At 35.6% G+C, this 16,962-nt stretch carries 12 protein-coding genes and 2 pseudogenes; 5 read left to right on the top strand and 9 right to left on the bottom strand.

The window, feature by feature from the left end; all coding sequences use genetic code 11:
* Positions 1-64: 64 nt before the first annotated feature.
* A complete protein-coding gene (locus I9192_RS05065; RefSeq protein WP_005030778.1) occupies positions 65-760 on the bottom strand; it encodes a hypothetical protein in 696 nt (231 codons plus the stop codon).
* A 336-nt stretch (positions 761-1,096) separates the two neighbouring features.
* Between I9192_RS05065 and I9192_RS05060 the strand changes: the two genes are divergently transcribed.
* Positions 1,097-3,991, top strand: coding sequence for a valine--tRNA ligase (locus I9192_RS05060; RefSeq protein ID WP_200150168.1), 2,895 nt, complete (start codon positions 1,097-1,099; stop codon positions 3,989-3,991).
* Between the two features lie 893 nt (positions 3,992-4,884).
* Here I9192_RS05060 and I9192_RS05055 read toward each other — a convergent pair.
* From I9192_RS05055 to I9192_RS05040, 4 genes and pseudogenes are all read right to left on the bottom strand, one after another.
* A pseudogene (locus tag I9192_RS05055) lies at positions 4,885-5,206 on the bottom strand (endonuclease domain-containing protein).
* A 157-nt stretch (positions 5,207-5,363) separates the two neighbouring features.
* A pseudogene (locus I9192_RS05050) lies at positions 5,364-6,206 on the bottom strand (SDR family NAD(P)-dependent oxidoreductase).
* A 241-nt stretch (positions 6,207-6,447) separates the two neighbouring features.
* On the bottom strand, positions 6,448-7,641 hold the full coding sequence (locus I9192_RS05045) for a hypothetical protein (RefSeq protein ID WP_005030784.1): 1,194 nt from the start codon (positions 7,639-7,641) through the stop codon (positions 6,448-6,450).
* A gap of 256 nt (positions 7,642-7,897) precedes the next feature.
* A complete protein-coding gene (locus tag I9192_RS05040; RefSeq protein ID WP_005030785.1) occupies positions 7,898-8,509 on the bottom strand; it encodes a hypothetical protein in 612 nt (203 codons plus the stop codon).
* Between the two features lie 234 nt (positions 8,510-8,743).
* On the opposite strand from I9192_RS05040, the gene I9192_RS05035 reads away from it, so the two are divergent.
* The 3 genes from I9192_RS05035 (at position 8,744) to I9192_RS05025 (ending at position 11,729) form a co-directional block, all read left to right on the top strand.
* Positions 8,744-9,229: a hypothetical protein gene (locus tag I9192_RS05035; protein WP_005030787.1), complete on the top strand. Its 486-nt coding sequence runs from the start codon at positions 8,744-8,746 to the stop codon at positions 9,227-9,229.
* 313 nt (positions 9,230-9,542) lie between these two features.
* Positions 9,543-10,730, top strand: a complete 1,188-nt coding sequence (locus I9192_RS05030) for an ammonium transporter (RefSeq protein WP_005030789.1) — start codon at positions 9,543-9,545, stop codon at positions 10,728-10,730.
* Positions 10,731-11,045: 315 nt separating this feature from the next.
* Positions 11,046-11,729 carry a phosphatase PAP2 family protein gene (locus tag I9192_RS05025; protein ID WP_005030790.1) on the top strand — a complete coding sequence of 228 codons (684 nt, stop codon included), beginning with the start codon at positions 11,046-11,048 and terminating at the stop codon, positions 11,727-11,729.
* Positions 11,730-11,910: 181 nt separating this feature from the next.
* Here I9192_RS05025 and I9192_RS22450 read toward each other — a convergent pair whose 3' ends face one another.
* Positions 11,911-12,045 (bottom strand): hypothetical protein, encoded by a 135-nt coding sequence (locus I9192_RS22450; RefSeq protein ID WP_005030791.1) that lies wholly within the window; start codon positions 12,043-12,045, stop codon positions 11,911-11,913.
* Positions 12,046-12,314: 269 nt separating this feature from the next.
* Here I9192_RS22450 and I9192_RS05020 point away from each other — a divergent pair, with 269 nt between their 5' ends.
* A complete protein-coding gene (locus I9192_RS05020) occupies positions 12,315-13,112 on the top strand; it encodes a BUD32 family EKC/KEOPS complex subunit (RefSeq protein WP_010591295.1) in 798 nt (265 codons plus the stop codon).
* Positions 13,113-13,145: 33 nt separating this feature from the next.
* Here I9192_RS05020 and I9192_RS05015 read toward each other — a convergent pair whose 3' ends face one another.
* The 3 genes from I9192_RS05015 to I9192_RS05005 are packed head-to-tail and all read right to left on the bottom strand — an operon-like array spanning position 13,146 to position 16,856.
* Positions 13,146-14,483, bottom strand: coding sequence for an ATP-binding protein (locus tag I9192_RS05015; protein WP_005030793.1), 1,338 nt, complete (start codon positions 14,481-14,483; stop codon positions 13,146-13,148).
* Position 14,484: 1 nt separating this feature from the next.
* On the bottom strand, positions 14,485-15,177 hold the full coding sequence (locus I9192_RS05010) for a DNA-binding response regulator PmrA (RefSeq protein ID WP_004828166.1): 693 nt from the start codon (positions 15,175-15,177) through the stop codon (positions 14,485-14,487).
* 17 nt (positions 15,178-15,194) lie between these two features.
* Positions 15,195-16,856: a phosphoethanolamine transferase gene (locus I9192_RS05005; RefSeq protein WP_005030794.1), complete on the bottom strand. Its 1,662-nt coding sequence runs from the start codon at positions 16,854-16,856 to the stop codon at positions 15,195-15,197.
* Between the last annotated feature and the right edge of the window lie 106 nt (positions 16,857-16,962).

The raw sequence follows: 16,962 nt of genomic DNA, 5'->3' as shown, positions 1-16,962 counted from the left end.
AATAGGACAAATAAATATTAGACCACGAGGCAGGTCAAATCAATCAGACATCTTTATTTAGACTTTAAGCCTCAACCAAAAACTTACTAAAATGTTTCGCATAATGTTGAGCTTTTTCAGGGTGACTTGGATTATATTCCTCACCTACTTTTTCTAAGCGCTTATACCCCGTACTGGTGATCATATTGATTACTCCATTTAAAGTCTTATCAACGACAAAATTAAATTTTAACAATGTCTTAGGATCACGGATAAACTCAGATACGCCTAGATCAATAATTTTAACTAAATTTTTTAAGGTTGCTGGTAAAGCATGCGTGTCACCAGCAATCACTTTTTGGATATTACTGCTCGCTTCTTCTCCAAGATGGCGATCTAATTGGTAATACATTACCACCTCGCTAGCCTCTGAATCCTCAAATTTTTTAAGAATATGATTTGCTACTGGTTTTAAACGATCATTACTAAAAAAGGAAATCGACCAAGGCATATATTTTTTAAAAGCCCCTTCGATTTGAGAAAAAATTTGTTCAGCCTCTTTCAGCTTTTTTTGACCAGTTGCATCTAATGTTGGGTTATTACGCTGTTCTTCGAGTAAAGCTCCAAAAACTTGATCTAATACTTGGCAAGACATATCCGTAAACACATTGCCCAATTGTTTTGCCAAATCCCGCTTTTCCCCATTATTTAAATTTTGAGTAATACTTTTCAACTCTTGATAAGTGTGTTGTTTGATTAATAAATCAATTTTATATTGCATTGCACTACGCCCTGTTGTTGTTTTATCCGACTAGATTTGATCTTAACAAAACCATATAAATGTTGCATTGTCTTTAAATACTCTCACCGACATCGCAACTCAATAAAATAATGTCAATAAATCAATAATCTAAAAAAAACATTTGTAAATGTGACCGAGTTAAAAACTTTTATTTTCCAACATTTGTCATATTTTTTAGCAAAAAATTCAATCAAAACTAAGATTATTCATATTTAATTTATTCAACGTAAATACTCCACAACAGGATTCAACATTCCTGAAGAATATTTGCTACAATGAATGCAATTTTTTACTTACTTTTGATCTGTTTTTACTATGACTGATTCAGCGCAAAACATTGCTACGACCTACGATCCTACCGAGATCGAGAAAAAATGGTACAAGACTTGGGAAGAGAAAGGTTATTTCCAACCTTCTCGTAAAGGCGACTCATTCTGCATCATGATTCCGCCACCGAACGTCACAGGTAGCTTGCACATGGGTCATGGTTTTAACAATGCCATCATGGATGCTTTGACACGTTATAACCGTATGTCTGGTAAAAATACCCTTTGGCAACCAGGTACTGACCATGCAGGTATTGCGACGCAGATGGTGGTTGAACGTCAATTGGCTGCCCAAGACATCAGCCGTCATGACCTAGGTCGTGAGAAATTCATTGATAAAATCTGGGAATGGAAAGAACAATCTGGCGGAACAATTACCCGTCAAATTCGCCGTCTTGGTTCATCTGTAGACTGGTCACGTGAACGCTTTACCATGGATGATGGTCTTTCAAATGCAGTTAAAGAAGTATTTGTAAAACTGCATGAGCAAGGCTTGATTTATCGTGGAAAACGCCTTGTTAACTGGGATCCAAAACTACAAACTGCGCTTTCTGATTTAGAGGTTGAATCTGATAAGGAAGAACAAGGTTCATTGTGGCACTTCAAATATTTCTTAGAAGATCAATCATTACGAACTCAAGATGGTAAAAATTACATCGTCGTTGCAACAACACGTCCAGAAACTTTACTTGGTGATACTGCCGTTGCTGTTGCACCAGATGATGAACGTTATGCGCATCTTGTCGGTAAAAATATCATTTTACCTATCACAGGTCGTGCGGTTGCGATTGTTAAAGATGAATATGTGGACAAAGAATTCGGTACAGGCTGTGTAAAAATCACCCCTGCACACGACTTCAATGACTATGAAGTGGGTAAACGCTGTGAACTCGCAATCATCAATATTTTCAACAAAAATGCCGAAATTTTGGCTGAGTTTGAATATATTGCCAAAGCAGGTGAAGCGATTTCTAAAACGATTCCTGCACCAGCAGACTATGTCGGTTTAGAACGTTTTGCTGCGCGTAAAAAGTTAGTTGAGCAAGCTGAAGCGGAAGGTTGGTTAGAACAAATTCAGCCTTATACATTGAAGCCACCTCGTGGTGATCGTTCTGGCGTAATCATTGAACCTCTCTTAACTGACCAATGGTATGTAAAAATTGCACCTTTGGCTGAACCTGCAATCCAAGCAGTAAAAGATGGTGAAATCAAATTTGTTCCAGAGCAATACAGCAACATGTATATGGCTTGGATGAACAACATTCAAGACTGGTGTATTTCACGTCAACTCTGGTGGGGTCACCGTATTCCTGCTTGGTATGATGCTGAAGGCAACATTTATGTTGGTCGTTCTGAAGAAGAAGTTCGTACGAAAAACAATATCGCGGCTGATATTGAATTAAACCAAGATGAAGATGTACTCGATACATGGTTCTCTTCAGGGCTTTGGACATTCTCAACATTGGGCTGGACCGGCGATGAAGCGAAAGATAAAGAAAACTATTTCTTAAATACGTTCCATCCTACAGATGTTTTGGTCACAGGTTTTGACATCATTTTCTTCTGGGTTGCCCGAATGATCATGATGACCATGCACTTCATGAAAAATGAAGATGGTACACCACAAGTTCCATTTAAAACTGTGTATGTTCACGGTTTGGTGCGTGATGGTGAAGGTCAAAAAATGTCTAAATCTAAGGGGAACGTACTTGATCCTTTAGATTTGATTGATGGTGTAGATCTTGAAACTTTAGTACAAAAACGTACAACAGGTTTAATGAATCCTAAACAAGCTGCCAAGATCGAAAAATCAACTCGTAAAGAATTCCCAGAAGGTATCCAAGCTTACGGTACAGATGCGGTTCGTTTCACATTCTGTGCACTTGCCAATACGGGTCGTGATATCAAGTTCGATATGAAACGTGTTGAGGGCTACCGTAACTTTGCCAACAAAATCTGGAACGCAACACGTTTCGTGATGATGAACTGTGAACAACAGCCGATTGGTCAGGAAGTCCGTCAAGATCTTTGGGAACTTCCTGAACAGTGGATTGTCAGCCGTTTACAAAAAGCAGAAGCTGCTGTTCAACAAGCGTTTGCGACCTATCGTTTAGATTTGGCAGCACAAGCGATTTATGAGTTCATCTGGAATGAATACTGTGACTGGTATGTAGAACTGACTAAGCCTGTTCTGAATGATGAAAATATATCGACTGAGCGTAAAGCTGAAGTTCGTCGTGTTCTTCTTTCGGTAATGGAAGCATCTTTACGCCTTGCGCATCCAATCATGCCATTCTTGACTGAAGAAATCTGGCAAACACTTGCACCAATGATTGGTCTCCGAGGCGAAACCATCATGTTGGCACAATATCCTGTACCAAATCCTGAACGTATCAACGAACAGGCTGAAGCAGACATGCTTGGATTACAAGGTTTGATTGGTGCGGTACGTAATATCCGTGGTGAAATGGGCTTAGGTAATGCCCGTTTATTGCCAGTATTGTTGCAAAACACAACAGATGCCGAAAAAGCGCAGATTGCACGTATTGAACCATTGTTTAAAGCATTGGCTAAAGTTGAAAGTATTACTTTCCTAACAGATGCTGAACAACCGCCATTGTCATCGTCCTCTGTTGTGGGTCGTATTTCTGTATTTGTTCCAATGAAAGGTTTGATTGATCCTAAAGCTGAACTTGGGCGTTTGCAAAAAGACTTGGATAAAGTGCAAAAGCAACATGATCAGATTGCATCTAAACTTGCCAATGAAGGTTTTGTGGCGAAAGCGCCTGCTGCAGTTGTTGAAGGTGAAAAAGCCAAACTCACTGAGTTTGCTGATCAATTGGTGAAAATCAAAGCCAATATGGAACAAATTGCGGCGCTTTAATTTAAACTTGTAATTTTATCTTAGAAGAAGGAAGCTTAATTAAGCTTCCTTCTTTTTTGAGTAGAATAATCATGGTTATTCAAAAATTAAAACAACATTTCATCAATCAAAATTTACGTATCAATCAGCCGGCGACACTGTTAAAAATAATAAAATTCGAACAAAAATACGAGGTTAAACTTCCACAAATTTTTAAAGAATATTTTATTCAATGGTACAGGTGAAGCCAATTTTGGTGATGAGGGCTATTCGTTCTTTTCTTTAACTGAATTTAAACCGACAAAAGACTTAAAAGGTCTTGAAAACTTTCCTCATGCCAATTGTTTTGTATTTTCAGAATTCTTACTCTGGATAACTACTTATGCCGTCAAACTAGATGAATATGGCAATGAATTAGGCATTTATGAAATCTGTAACACGCACAATAAGGTTTGTAATCATTTTGAAGAATTTATTTTACTCATAATGAATAGTGATTTAGCAACACTTGATCAATGATGTTTTTTTAACCAAAATTTAACAATTTCATATCCATTTAACTTAAAGATCAATTCGCAAAATAAAACGAATTGATACACTCTAATTTTTTCAAGAATTACCCTCACCCTAGCCCTGTCCCATAGGGAGAGGGGAACTTTGATTACTAATTGAATAGTTATTTGATACCCAATACTGGCTAAGATCAGGTTTCTCTCACCTCCAAAGAGAGGGCTAAAGAGAAATAACTAAAAATATCTGTATAAATTCCAACACCTCAATCTTCCCCAAAATGTGAAAAGAACACTCTTTAAGAATTTAATATTTATTTGATACGAAATAGAGTTCCCTCTCCTATCAGGAGAGGGTTAGGGAGAGATGTCTTTAAATTCAATACAGATATTCAAAAAATCCTCCTATACTACCTCACTCCGATTCAATACATCATCATTCCAATAACGAATAACTTTAAGTCCCAAAGCCTCTAAAAACTGAGTTCTTCCATTATCACAAGCTACGCCTACATCTGTATTATGCTGACCACCATCCAACTCAACCACTAAGCTCAATTCATGACAATAAAAATCGACGATATAAGGCTCAATCACATGTTGACGACGAAACTTTAAATTCATAAATCGTTGAGCTCGTAAAATTTGCCACATGAGATGTTCGGCATCTGTGGCATCGTGTCGCATAGATTTATGCGTATTCTAATAATTTTGGGTTTAGCTTCAATTTATTTTCCCCCTCCCTAGCCCTCCCCCCACAGAGAGGATAATTTCATTGTTCATTAAATAATTATTATATACACAATGGAGATCCCTCTCCTTTTAGGAGAGGGTGGAAGTATGCTCTTTCAATATCATTCCAAGAATACATCAAAGCAAAATCACTATTCCTTGAGTTGATCCAAAGCTGTCCCCTGTACAGGATTTCTTTTCCAATAATAAGGTTGAAAAAACCGCAGCAACAAACGCTACGGTGTCATCCAGACGATACGCGCATTGCGCTTATTATTTTGGCTTACACGTTTTGCCAAATAACCACACACTTGCTCAGGTGGGTCGATCACAAACATAAATAGCCATTTCATTTTGTGCCAGTTTTTAACTTCACCTTGCTGCCAAGAAGAAATCAACAAATCTGTTGCCACCATTCCAGGGCTTAAGGTACCAATCAAAATATTGCTTTGCTTGGCTTCTTTATTTAATGCATGATTTAGATAGGCAACTGCCCGTTTACTGGTTGCATAAGGCGTCATTCCTGCACTCCATTCACCACGGCTACCCCAACCTTCCATATTAAAAATTTGCCCAAAACCTTGTTGAGTCATACCTTTTAATGCCACTTGTGAACCCAACATCGTACCAAGTACATTGGTTTTAATCACATTTTCTATGTCAGTATGAGTAATGTCTGTAAAGGCGCTTGCTGCATTACACGTACCAGCATTATTGATCCAGACATTAACCTGACCAAATTTTAAAATTGTTTCATCCCATAATTTTTGGAGATCTTCATAATGAGCCACATCACAACAGACGCCACAAATTCGCTGAGCTGAATAACGTACCCCTAAATCAGCAACTACTTGATTGAGTTGAGTACTATTCCGTGCTGAAATCATGACTGACCAACCCAGCTTTAAAAAAGCTTCCGCTAAGCCTAAACCAATTCCACGAGTTCCACCGGTAATCACGATAGATAAAATTTGATCAGAATTTGAAACAATCAAAATATTCTCCACTGACCTGTTCAACCAAGCTAAGTAAATGTGAATTAACAACCATACAATCTAAGCTCAATTTAGGACATTTGACCTGACAGAAGCAATTTTTAAGATAGAATCTGAGGTATCGAAAATAAATAAATTACTTAAATCACATGAATCATCATTTTTTTCTTGGAACTTTAATCATTTTTCTTGTTGGGTGTCATGAAAAGCCTGCCACGTCAATAGAAGATAAAGCAACTGGTCAATAATATCTTTTCCGCAATAAGGATTTTAATTCCGCTCTATCACTAAAAATTTCTAAAGCACGCTCTGCTCTTTCAAGATTTTTTTTGATGATCAATACATCTTTATCAAATTTTTTATATAAATCTTTTACTTTAATCCTACCTAGTGAATGCATATCGATATGGTCATTCCAATCGAAAGAGTAAATAATATCATCAATTTTAGACTGAAGTTCTTCAGCTTGTTCTTCCAAGTTAATATTGTAAAACTCTAATTGTTCTTTAGCTAAATTATTAAATTTTTCTACACTTGCGGTAAACTCAATTTGATATTTGAGTAAAGCAAATAGATCCTTGTTTTCATAAGCTTGATTAACACGCTGTAATATTTCCGTTTTCTCAATTTTTCTCTCTTCATTCTGCTCGCGATCAGGATGAATCAAAGACGCAATTTTCAAATAAATATTTTTAAATGACTGGTTAGCTTTTTGTTTAGCCAATGCTCTTTTCTCAGCTAATTTCTTTTGCTTATCCTTTTCGTTTTTCAATTTTCTTTCATAATCATCTCTATCCGTTTTATTTAATTGCTTTAAAAACTCTTGCTCACGATCTTTTTCCATTTTTTCATGCAATTTTTCTATAAAATCATCATGATCATATAAATTAAATTCAAAATCAAAGTAATCAGACTCAACACCTAATTTGCTTGCCATCATTTCAATGAAAGCACGTTTATTAATTTCGTCTAGCCGCTCGGCTGTCAATTCTTCTTGGTCTACTATATTCATTTCCTCGAGCTGATGTTCTTTTATATCCGCTTTAAAAAATTCATCTTCAGATATTTCATAGCTAGATAATATCTTTTCAACTAATTCAAATTGCTTTTCAGAAAGTGTATCCACAATCATCAATTGACTAGCAACGGACTCAATCAAATCATCTAATCTCAAAGCTTGGGTTTTAGCCCATTTTGTTTCTAGTTTATGTTTCCACAATATTTCCAATTGTTGGAACATTATTTGGTGTAATTCAGCATATTTAGGGAGAATCTCACCACTGGCACGTTTTTGTATATCATTTTGTGCATGCTCCCATTCACTTAGCAACACTTTAAGCTGTTCGACTTTTTTAATAAGACGATTAAATTTTTTTTGCTTTGGAGAAAGATTCTCAGAATTCTGTTTCAAAAGAACATCTAATTTTAAGCTCATGGGTCAATATAAATAGGAAAATCGACTTGAACTATAATATTTCTTATCTATTAGGGGAAGTTTATTTTAATAAATTAAAATAGAATCAACAACATATCAACCAAAAATTATGATAAGTTTTGACTTTAACCTATCTTTATTCAGAACGTAAGAAAATAAACTGTCTCCGATATAGTTGATACGGTTCAAAGCTTAGGAAATAAACATATTCAAATTATATAGTAGCTTCCTAAACCTTATAGGAAGATAATCCTCTTTATTCTTCATCGGCAAAAATCGCATTTGCACCAATTACTTTAGAAATTTTAAGTTTATTTTGTTCTTGCAAAATATAGATTTTTTGTTTGATTGAATCACTGGTGAAGCTTCCATTCAGGTTTAATACAATAGGGGCTTCACTCAATGAACCTTTGCCACGATACTCTTGATTGATATTATTGGTCGTAGCTTGATTCACAATCACAAAATAACCTGTAATACCTTGTGCTTGACCACATGCCAAGCTCTGTGGTGCCCAATCACCAAATTGAATAACAGAGTTAAAATGATAACCTTTATGTTCTAAGAAGTTTTTCTGTTGTGGCGTGGTGATTGGGAAGTTCAAAACTTTCTGTTGTCCTTTCCAGTTGATCAGCAATTGACTGGATGAACAAGAGTCCCGTATCTGCCCCGCACTTCCTGATTCTGCTCCATCTATTGAATCATCACATTGTGAAATGACTTGAAATGTGGCATCACCACAGTTCAGTACTTTAGAACGATAAGTTTTATATTGGGTAGTTTGAGCAAAAAGTGAATGAGATAAAAAGCTGAGTACAAAGCAACAGGTTACGGTTTTAAGATAATAACTGCAAAAATGAGAAATCATGCTTTTTATATTGATCATTAACATTCTTTAATTCTATATCAAATATTTACTTACAACTCTGAAAAATATCACTAAACCCTCCTAAGCACATGAAATTATTAATGATAAAAATTAAACTGAGTGTTGAAATTATTTTCAGCCTATATTAAACCTGTCATTACACAACAAAAGCTTGATTAAAATACATATTTTAAAAATAATGATAACCAAATCACAAAATAATTAGGTAAAACGATGAAAGATATCATAATTTTTATTTCAAGCATGCTGTCCATATTGTTGGCTCAAATGAGTCACGCCACACTTCCCAAAATACCTGAAGAAACCCAAATAGAGATTTTTAAAAGTGCAAAATTTAAAAAAACCAATCTAGGTTGGGAAAGCCGTTGTAGTTTAGGCAATATTTCATATTATGGTGATTTGAATAAAGATGGTCGCCCTGATGCAATTGTGGTAGATGGTGGTATTGGATGCTATGCCGACACAGGGATTGGATTTTATATTGTCACTCAACAAACTGATCGGAAATGGGTTCGAATTTTTAATAGTCGCGGTCAACCTGAATTTCTTTCAACTTTAGGTAGACATGGTTGGCCAGATATTGCCATCAATGATGGATCAAAATGTTTTAACGTGTATAAATGGAGCGGACAAAAATTTGAAAAGGATCGTTTGGAATACAAAAACAAAGCATGTTCAAGCCCTACAGTGCAAAAGTAAGACTCTTTTTTGAATTTCATTGATACAACTGATCGGATTGTTTTTAAGTGCGAATTTTATTTTTAACACTCAACATTCAACTATAAAAATTAACTTAATAAATATCAATGTCTTAAAAATTAAGCCATGTCGTGTTGTTGCATCAACTTAGTGCAATAATTCCAATTTAGTGCAGGCTTTTGCTTTATATCGAGTCTTAATAATATTTTGAATTTTTTGATCTATTTTTTCATACAGTCAGATACTTCACGAATAGATTTGCTTGGTTATACTTGAACCAATTTGTGACATATAGCACCAAAAAGAATCGTATATGCAAAACGTTGATCTTCTCTTTCTTTTGCTTGGCGCAGTGCTTGTACTCGCTATGCATGCAGGATTTGCTTTTTTAGAATTGGGAACAGTTCGTCATAAAAATCAAGTCAACGCACTCAGTAAAATCATTACTGACTTTTCAATCTCAGCAATCGCCTATTTTTTTATTGGCTATTATATTGCTTATGGGCAGCATTTTTTCCATACAGGCACCACGCTATCCGCTGAACACGGCTACAATTTGATGCGTTGTTTTTTCTTGCTAACCTTTGCTGCTGCTATTCCTGCAATTGTTTCAGGTGGTATTGCAGAGCGTGCAAAAATGCGCTCTCAAGCCATTGCTACGCTTTTTATTGTCGCTTTGGTTTATCCCTTCTTTGAAGGCATTGCTTGGAATGGCAACCTTGGATTGCAAAAATGGTTAGCAGATACATTTGGTGCAGGATTTCATGATTTTGCTGGTTCAGTGGTTGTTCATGCTATGGGTGGATGGATTGCATTGGCAGCAGTTTTACTCCTCGGTGCACGCAATGGGCGTTATAAAAAAGATGGACGTGTCAGTGCACACCCACCATCTTCAATTCCCTTCCTGGCATTAGGTTCTTGGATCTTAATTGTTGGTTGGTTTGGCTTTAACGTGATGAGTGCTCAACGTGTTGATGCCATTTCAGGTTTAGTTGCGATTAATTCACTGATGGCGATGGTCGGCGGTACACTTTCTGCAAATTTCTTTGGCAAAGAAGATCCTGGCTTTTTACATAATGGTCCATTGGCTGGCTTAGTTGCAATCTGTGCTGGTTCAGATGTCGTTCATCCAATTGGTGCGCTGCTCATTGGTATCTGTGCAGGTTTTATTTTTGTCAAATTGTTCACTTATACACAAAACAAACTTAAAGTTGATGATGTTTTAGGGGTATGGCCTTTGCATGGGGTATGCGGTGCTTTTGGTGGCATTGCTGTTGGGCTATTCGGACAACAATGGTTGGGAGGAATCGGAGGCGTATCCATGATCTCACAAATCATTGGTACACTGCTTGCCATTTTGCTTGCGCTTGCAGGTGGATTTGCTGTCTATGGTATACTCAAAGTCACTATGGGTATTCGCCTATCGCAAGAAGATGAATTTCGTGGAGCAGATTTATCCATACATAAAATTTCAGCAAACTCTGAGGATGCGATGTTTTAATATTTAACATTTTATTCTATTTTTCATTTTTAGCGGCTTTCACAGCCGCTTTTTTATATTTTATTTAAATGACAATAAATTAATCTCCATGCCCATTATTTATCATCAATATTTCATTATGATGGATTGCTATTTTATGAGACTTTTTACTGAAATAATAAGTAGAATGATAATCACTTAAAGTTGAATCATTTTTATTATGAACAGACATCAAACTCGTCAGTTCTTTTAATGAGTTGGTTAATTAAGTCTGATTTAAGTTTATTTTTTTCTAATAGCAAACGATTAAAATGATTCAACTGAGTGATCCTTTTCATGCCTTTTTTAGAGTCGCATAAATTCTTTTTAAAAAACAGTTTATTATTGGGAATACTATTTTTAATATTATTATTCATGTTCCCGGTTGGTGGTGCAATTGATATGCAGTTAATCCACCCTTGGATAGATTCTGCTGGAAATTTTCCATTAAAAAATAACTGGTTTTTAGTAGAAATCAATCACAAATTGATTAAACATTTGGTCATTGGTTTTTTTGTCATTATCCTACTCTCATGGATTGCTTCTTTTAAGTTTGATCAACTCAAAGCCTTTAAATGGCAACTTGGTTATTTATTTTGGGTCAGTGTTTTATCTACTGTTTTGATTGGATTATTAAAATCACACTCAGCACATGCATGTCCATGGTCGATGACTGAATCTACTGCATTTGGTTATGTTTGGGATTTTTCTGCAACCCAAGGTCATTGTTTTCCAGGTGGTCATGCAAGTACAGGTTTTTCACTACTCACAGGATTTTTTGTTTTTAGAAAATCGAATCCTAAAATCGCCTATTTTTTCTTATGTTTAGGGCTTGTTCTTGGCTTTATTACAGGTTGGGGACAAATGATGCGTGGAGCACATTTCCTTAGCCATAATCTTTGGACAGGTTGGATTATTTATACGTTTAATTTATTGGTCTATCGTATTTTCTATAATAAATTTAGAACCGCAATCCAATAACAACTTTTCGTTATAGGGTCAAGGTCGCAGGATGACTCTTTGGCTGTTCTAAATCATCATAAATTTTAATATTTATACATTATAGTCAATCTGTTAAAACGCATTGAGTAAAATATAATTTTTCTTAATCAATAAAATCAATGTGATAAAAATATTATTGAAAGATTTTAAACTTTCATTTTCACACTTTACAGCTAAAGTTTAAATAAATTTGCGCAGGTGATGCTTCACTTTTCTCAACCATTTTTTGTTCAACGGCATTCTTGCGCTGCAAACAAAACAGTGCTTTGTTTTGTTCACGCTCCTTATTCAACATAGCAACATCCATATCACCATTATAGAAAGACCGTCTATAACTCAACAATATAAAATAGAGACTCACTAAGGTTTCTAGTAATTTGTATAAAAACCATAAAGTTCATTGGATACGATCATTTTTAATTAATGAAAGAGATCAAATGAATAATTCAAAAGGCTGAAATTTTACAAAATTTAAATATTAAATTATTAAACTAATCTTAATTTTTACAATTTAATATATTTTGATTATACTCAAAACAATTTAGTAATGTTATGCGTGTAAATATGAGTAATTTTTCTAAATTTCTCCGTAATACCCTTAAAGCTCAAGACTCAAATATCCAACCATATCAATTGGATAACAGCAAAGTGTGGCTTAAAAAAGCTTCAGAACGACACTCTGCATGGATTTATATGCCATTAAAATGGGTTGCACGCATTCTTAATATTGAAGCTTTAACTCCAATTCCTAACTATGGTGGAAGTAAGTCAATTTATTGTGAAGTTCATCGTCTCACTGAATTACAGTCATTAGGTATTCCCACACCTCAGATTTTAGCGAATTGCTCTCAAGGTCTATTGATTGAAGACGCTGGTGATCAGGTCATGCAACTTGACCAAGCATTGATTAGAATGGAGGGCAATACAGCGAAAAAATTAGAATTCTTTCGTGAAGCAATTTCAGCAATTCAAGCAGTTCACCAGAAAGGAAGTTATCTCAGCGAAGCTTTTGCGCGCAATATTTTAGTCAATCACCACAAAGAATTTACTTTTATCGACTTTGAAACAGACCCAGGCGAAATGCTAGATCTAGAAACTTGCCAAATTCGTGATTGGTTATGTTTTATTTTTTCAACAGCATTCCGTTTCAATGATGATGAAATTGCACAAGCGTGTGATATTTTTATTGCTGAAATCTACCCATGCAAATCGAAATATAATGAAATCTGTCGAATTGGGAACAAACTCAATTGGGTTGCAAATTTTAGTTTAGAAAAATTAGGGAGTGATGGGCGAAGAATGCATAAATGCCTGACATTTTTCCAGTATATGAAAAAGAATGAACCACTTCCTTTGATTTAAAAGGACATGGTTCATTTATTGAGGAATTTGAGATTATTCGATAGGTTTAATATTGAGTTGAACAGGTACTTTAACCAAAACACTTAAACCGCCTAATTCCTCGCTGCGAGAAAGGAATAGCTCGCCACCCAAATGCTGTATGGCTTTATCTACGATCGACAAACCTAAACCACTTCCCACCTCTAAGTGATGATGCACACGATAAAAACGTTTTAACACTTTATCATACATCTCTGTATCTATGCCTGGACCACTGTCTTCAATTAAAACATAAGCAAAATCATGGATATCAGCAAAGACTGAAATATTAATCATTCCTGAGACAGGTGTATATTTAATTGCATTATCAATTAAATTAAAAATAATTGAATGAAGGCTATGTTCGACACTTTTTAACACAACAGTTTCATTACGTATAAAACCCAAATCAATATCTTTTTCCATCGCTAGATTCATCAATTGCTCGACGCAATTGAGTGCAACATCATTCAGTTTAAATTGCGTGACCTGCACTTCATGATTCAGCGAAGCGTCTTGTTTCGCCAAAGCAAGTAACTGCGTCACTAAATGCTGCATACGTGCTAAACCTTTACTGAGGTTTTTTAGATTTTCCTCTTCAGGAAATTGGCTCATTAAAATTTTAGTTTGTAAATTCAATGCTGTTATGGGAGTTCGCAGTTCATGCGCAGCATCTGCTACAAATTGCCGCTGCTCTTGTTGTGCTTCAGAAATCCGCTCAAATAAATGATTCATTTCCTGAATGGTAGGTAATAATTCTTCTGGATAATGCGCATTTTGAATCGCCACCAACGAATTAGAATCACGCTTTGCCAATTCAGATTTAAAGTCCTCTAAAGGTTTTAAGCTGCGGCGAATAATATAGACCAAGCCCAATAAAGCAAATGGAATAATCAACAAATAAGGCAAAAACATGCTTCCTGCAAGCTCTAAAGCCAAATGCTCTCTGACTTTTTCCTGTTGACTAATTTGAATCTGAAAGTTCGCTGTCGGTAAAATATAGGTAATCCATGTCCCATTTGCGGTCTCTTGACTATAAAACCCAGCTTTCTGCTTAGGTTCAATAATCACATGATGAGGGGTGTTTTGAACCTGTTGAGGGTTTGCATAAGACCAAACATCTATAAATAGATCCTCCTCATGATAGCGCTTATGCTCATCGAAATGGCTTTGAATAGGTCGAGGGTTAAGTTCAACCCGCTCCGCCAAATAAACCATTTGTGCATCAAGAATTTCATTAATTTCTTCTAAAGAAATTTTATAAGCTGAAAAAATTAATACGCAGCCCAATAAAATACTAAAGATAGAGGTATAACGAATTAAACGCTTTCTTAGAGAAAATGCAGTTCCCATATTATTCTGCTTTATGTGCTTGCCCCAAACGATAGCCTAAACCACGAATTGTACGAATAATATCTTTACCTAATTTTGAACGGATGTGATGAACATAAACTTCAATCGTATTGCTGTTGATTTCACTATCAAAAGCATACAATTTATCTTCTAAATTTGCTTTAGAAAATATTTTATTGGGATGCGTCATCAGTGGAATCAAAATTGCCCATTCTCGGTTAGACAGCTCAACTGGCTCACCTTTCAATGTTGCAATATGTTGTTCAACATCTAAAACAATCTCACCATTCTTTAACAGATTCGATGACTGCCCCATCACCTCTTTTGCAGCATCTCCAGAACGGCGTAATAGTGCATGAATACGCGCTACAAGCTCATCAAATTCATAAGGTTTAATCAAGTAATCATCTGCACCTTGGTTTAAACCATCAACACGATTTTGTAATTGATCACGTGCTGAAATAATCAGTACAGGTAAGCCTGAACGTTGACGAATTTGCTTTAAAACTTGCATTCCGTCCATCATTGGTAAGCCTAAATCGAGTAAAACCAAATCAAATTGTTTTTCTGAGATGAGTTTTAAACCATCTAAGCCATTATTGACCCATTCAACATCAAAGCCTTGGTATTTCAACAATGTTTTCGATGATTCTGCGATCATAAAATCATCTTCTATCATTAAAATTTTGGTCATGCTCTATGTCCTTTCAATCAACTGTTCACTGCACATTGGTGCAACATATTGTTCTTTTGATCAATCACCTGAGTTTGAATATTCAATAAACTCAAAAGACTTGGAAATAAATTATCTTGACTCAATTTTGCTGCTTTTTGTTGAGTTAAACAATTAATTTGTTTTGCAGATGCAGCTTTCCAGTTCTCTGAAAACCACATCAACATCGGGACATGAGTCTGTTGAGTAGGCGCAATTGCATAAGGTGCACCATGCAAATACATGCCACGCTCACCTGTAGACTCACCATGATCAGACAAATACCAGAAACCAGTTCGATAGTTGTCTTGCTGCTTTAAGCTTTCAATCACTTGATTCAAAATATGGTCAGTATAGACAATCGAATTATCATAAGTGTTGATTAATTCAGTTGAAGAGCACCCTTGAATCGCATTGCTTTCACAGGTTGGTTTAAATTTCTTAAATTCATTCGGTGCACGCTTGTAATAAGCTGGTCCATGACTACCCATTTGGTGTAAAACAATCAAATGAGGTTGTTTGTCATCTTTAGGTAATTGCTTGAGATATACATTTAAACTATCAACCAAAATACCATCTAAACACTCACCACCTTGACACCATTTCTTTTCTAATTCTTGAGGAATAACAAACTTCTCAACACGATCACAGGTACCTTTACAGCCTGAATTATTATCAATCCAAGTCACCTTATACCCTGCACGTTGTGCAATATCCAATAATCCTTCTCGGTGACTCGCAAGTTGCTCATCATAATTTACACGTGGCATACCTGAAAACATACAAGGTACTGATACAGCTGTTGCAGTACCACATGAGCTAACTTGAGAAAAATTAATAAGATCCGCCTGCTTAGATAGCTCGGGATTGGTATTTTTAGCATAACCATTTAACGCGAAACTTTCTGCGCGTGCTGTTTCACCCACCACCAAAACCATCAATTTGGGTTTATGCTGTAAAGCAATATCCTCAACGATATGTGCATCTTCACCATAACGAATCAAAGGCAAATTCTTTTTAGGTGCTTTTTTATGGAAATATGAAAGCGTTGAAGCCACTGTATTCTGAGGTGAAATCATACCTTTTAGATCACGATGCTCACGAAAAATAGCAGCATAATCGACATAGAATACAAATAATAATCCACCAATAACAGCTAAAGAACCCACAATATTAAGCCCTTTAAAAAGCACAATCTTGCTTATTTTTTCAGGTTTAATACGGATCCATAAAATCAAAAGAATAGGTAAAATAACAAAACCAAAGGTCCATGCAAAAAATTGAAAAGAGAGTAAGTCTGCAACTTCACCGGGATCAGTTTGCGCCATGTTCTGAATTTGATCAGGTGAAATCACCACACCCAATGAATTGACAAAATAGGCACTAAAACCACCAATAAATACCAGAATGATTGCAAAGAATTTTGCGGTCCATTTCCAATCTAAGAGCTGTAGTAATAGATTGTATAAAGCAATCAATACTAAAGCTGTAGCAATCAAAAAGAGCTGGGCTTTTATACCTTGATAAGGAGTAAGCGCTTGAACTTTGCCCAGAAAACCAAAGTTCAGGCATAGCCCTAACCAGACTGCAACAATAAAATTAAAGGCAGTGAGGGAAATGGAGACTTCTCGTTGTTTGATACGTTGTATTAAATTAGACATTACTGTAGCAATACTCTCTTCAATGACCTTAAGTTAAAAAATGAAGCTTAAATTGAACTTAAAAGCATTCTTTGAGTACCTAACAGCATTAATCTCAAATTTTAAT

This window comes from Acinetobacter bereziniae (assembly GCF_016576965.1).
Taxonomy (GTDB): domain Bacteria; phylum Pseudomonadota; class Gammaproteobacteria; order Pseudomonadales; family Moraxellaceae; genus Acinetobacter; species Acinetobacter bereziniae.
This window is presented reverse-complemented; position numbering and strand designations above follow the sequence as displayed.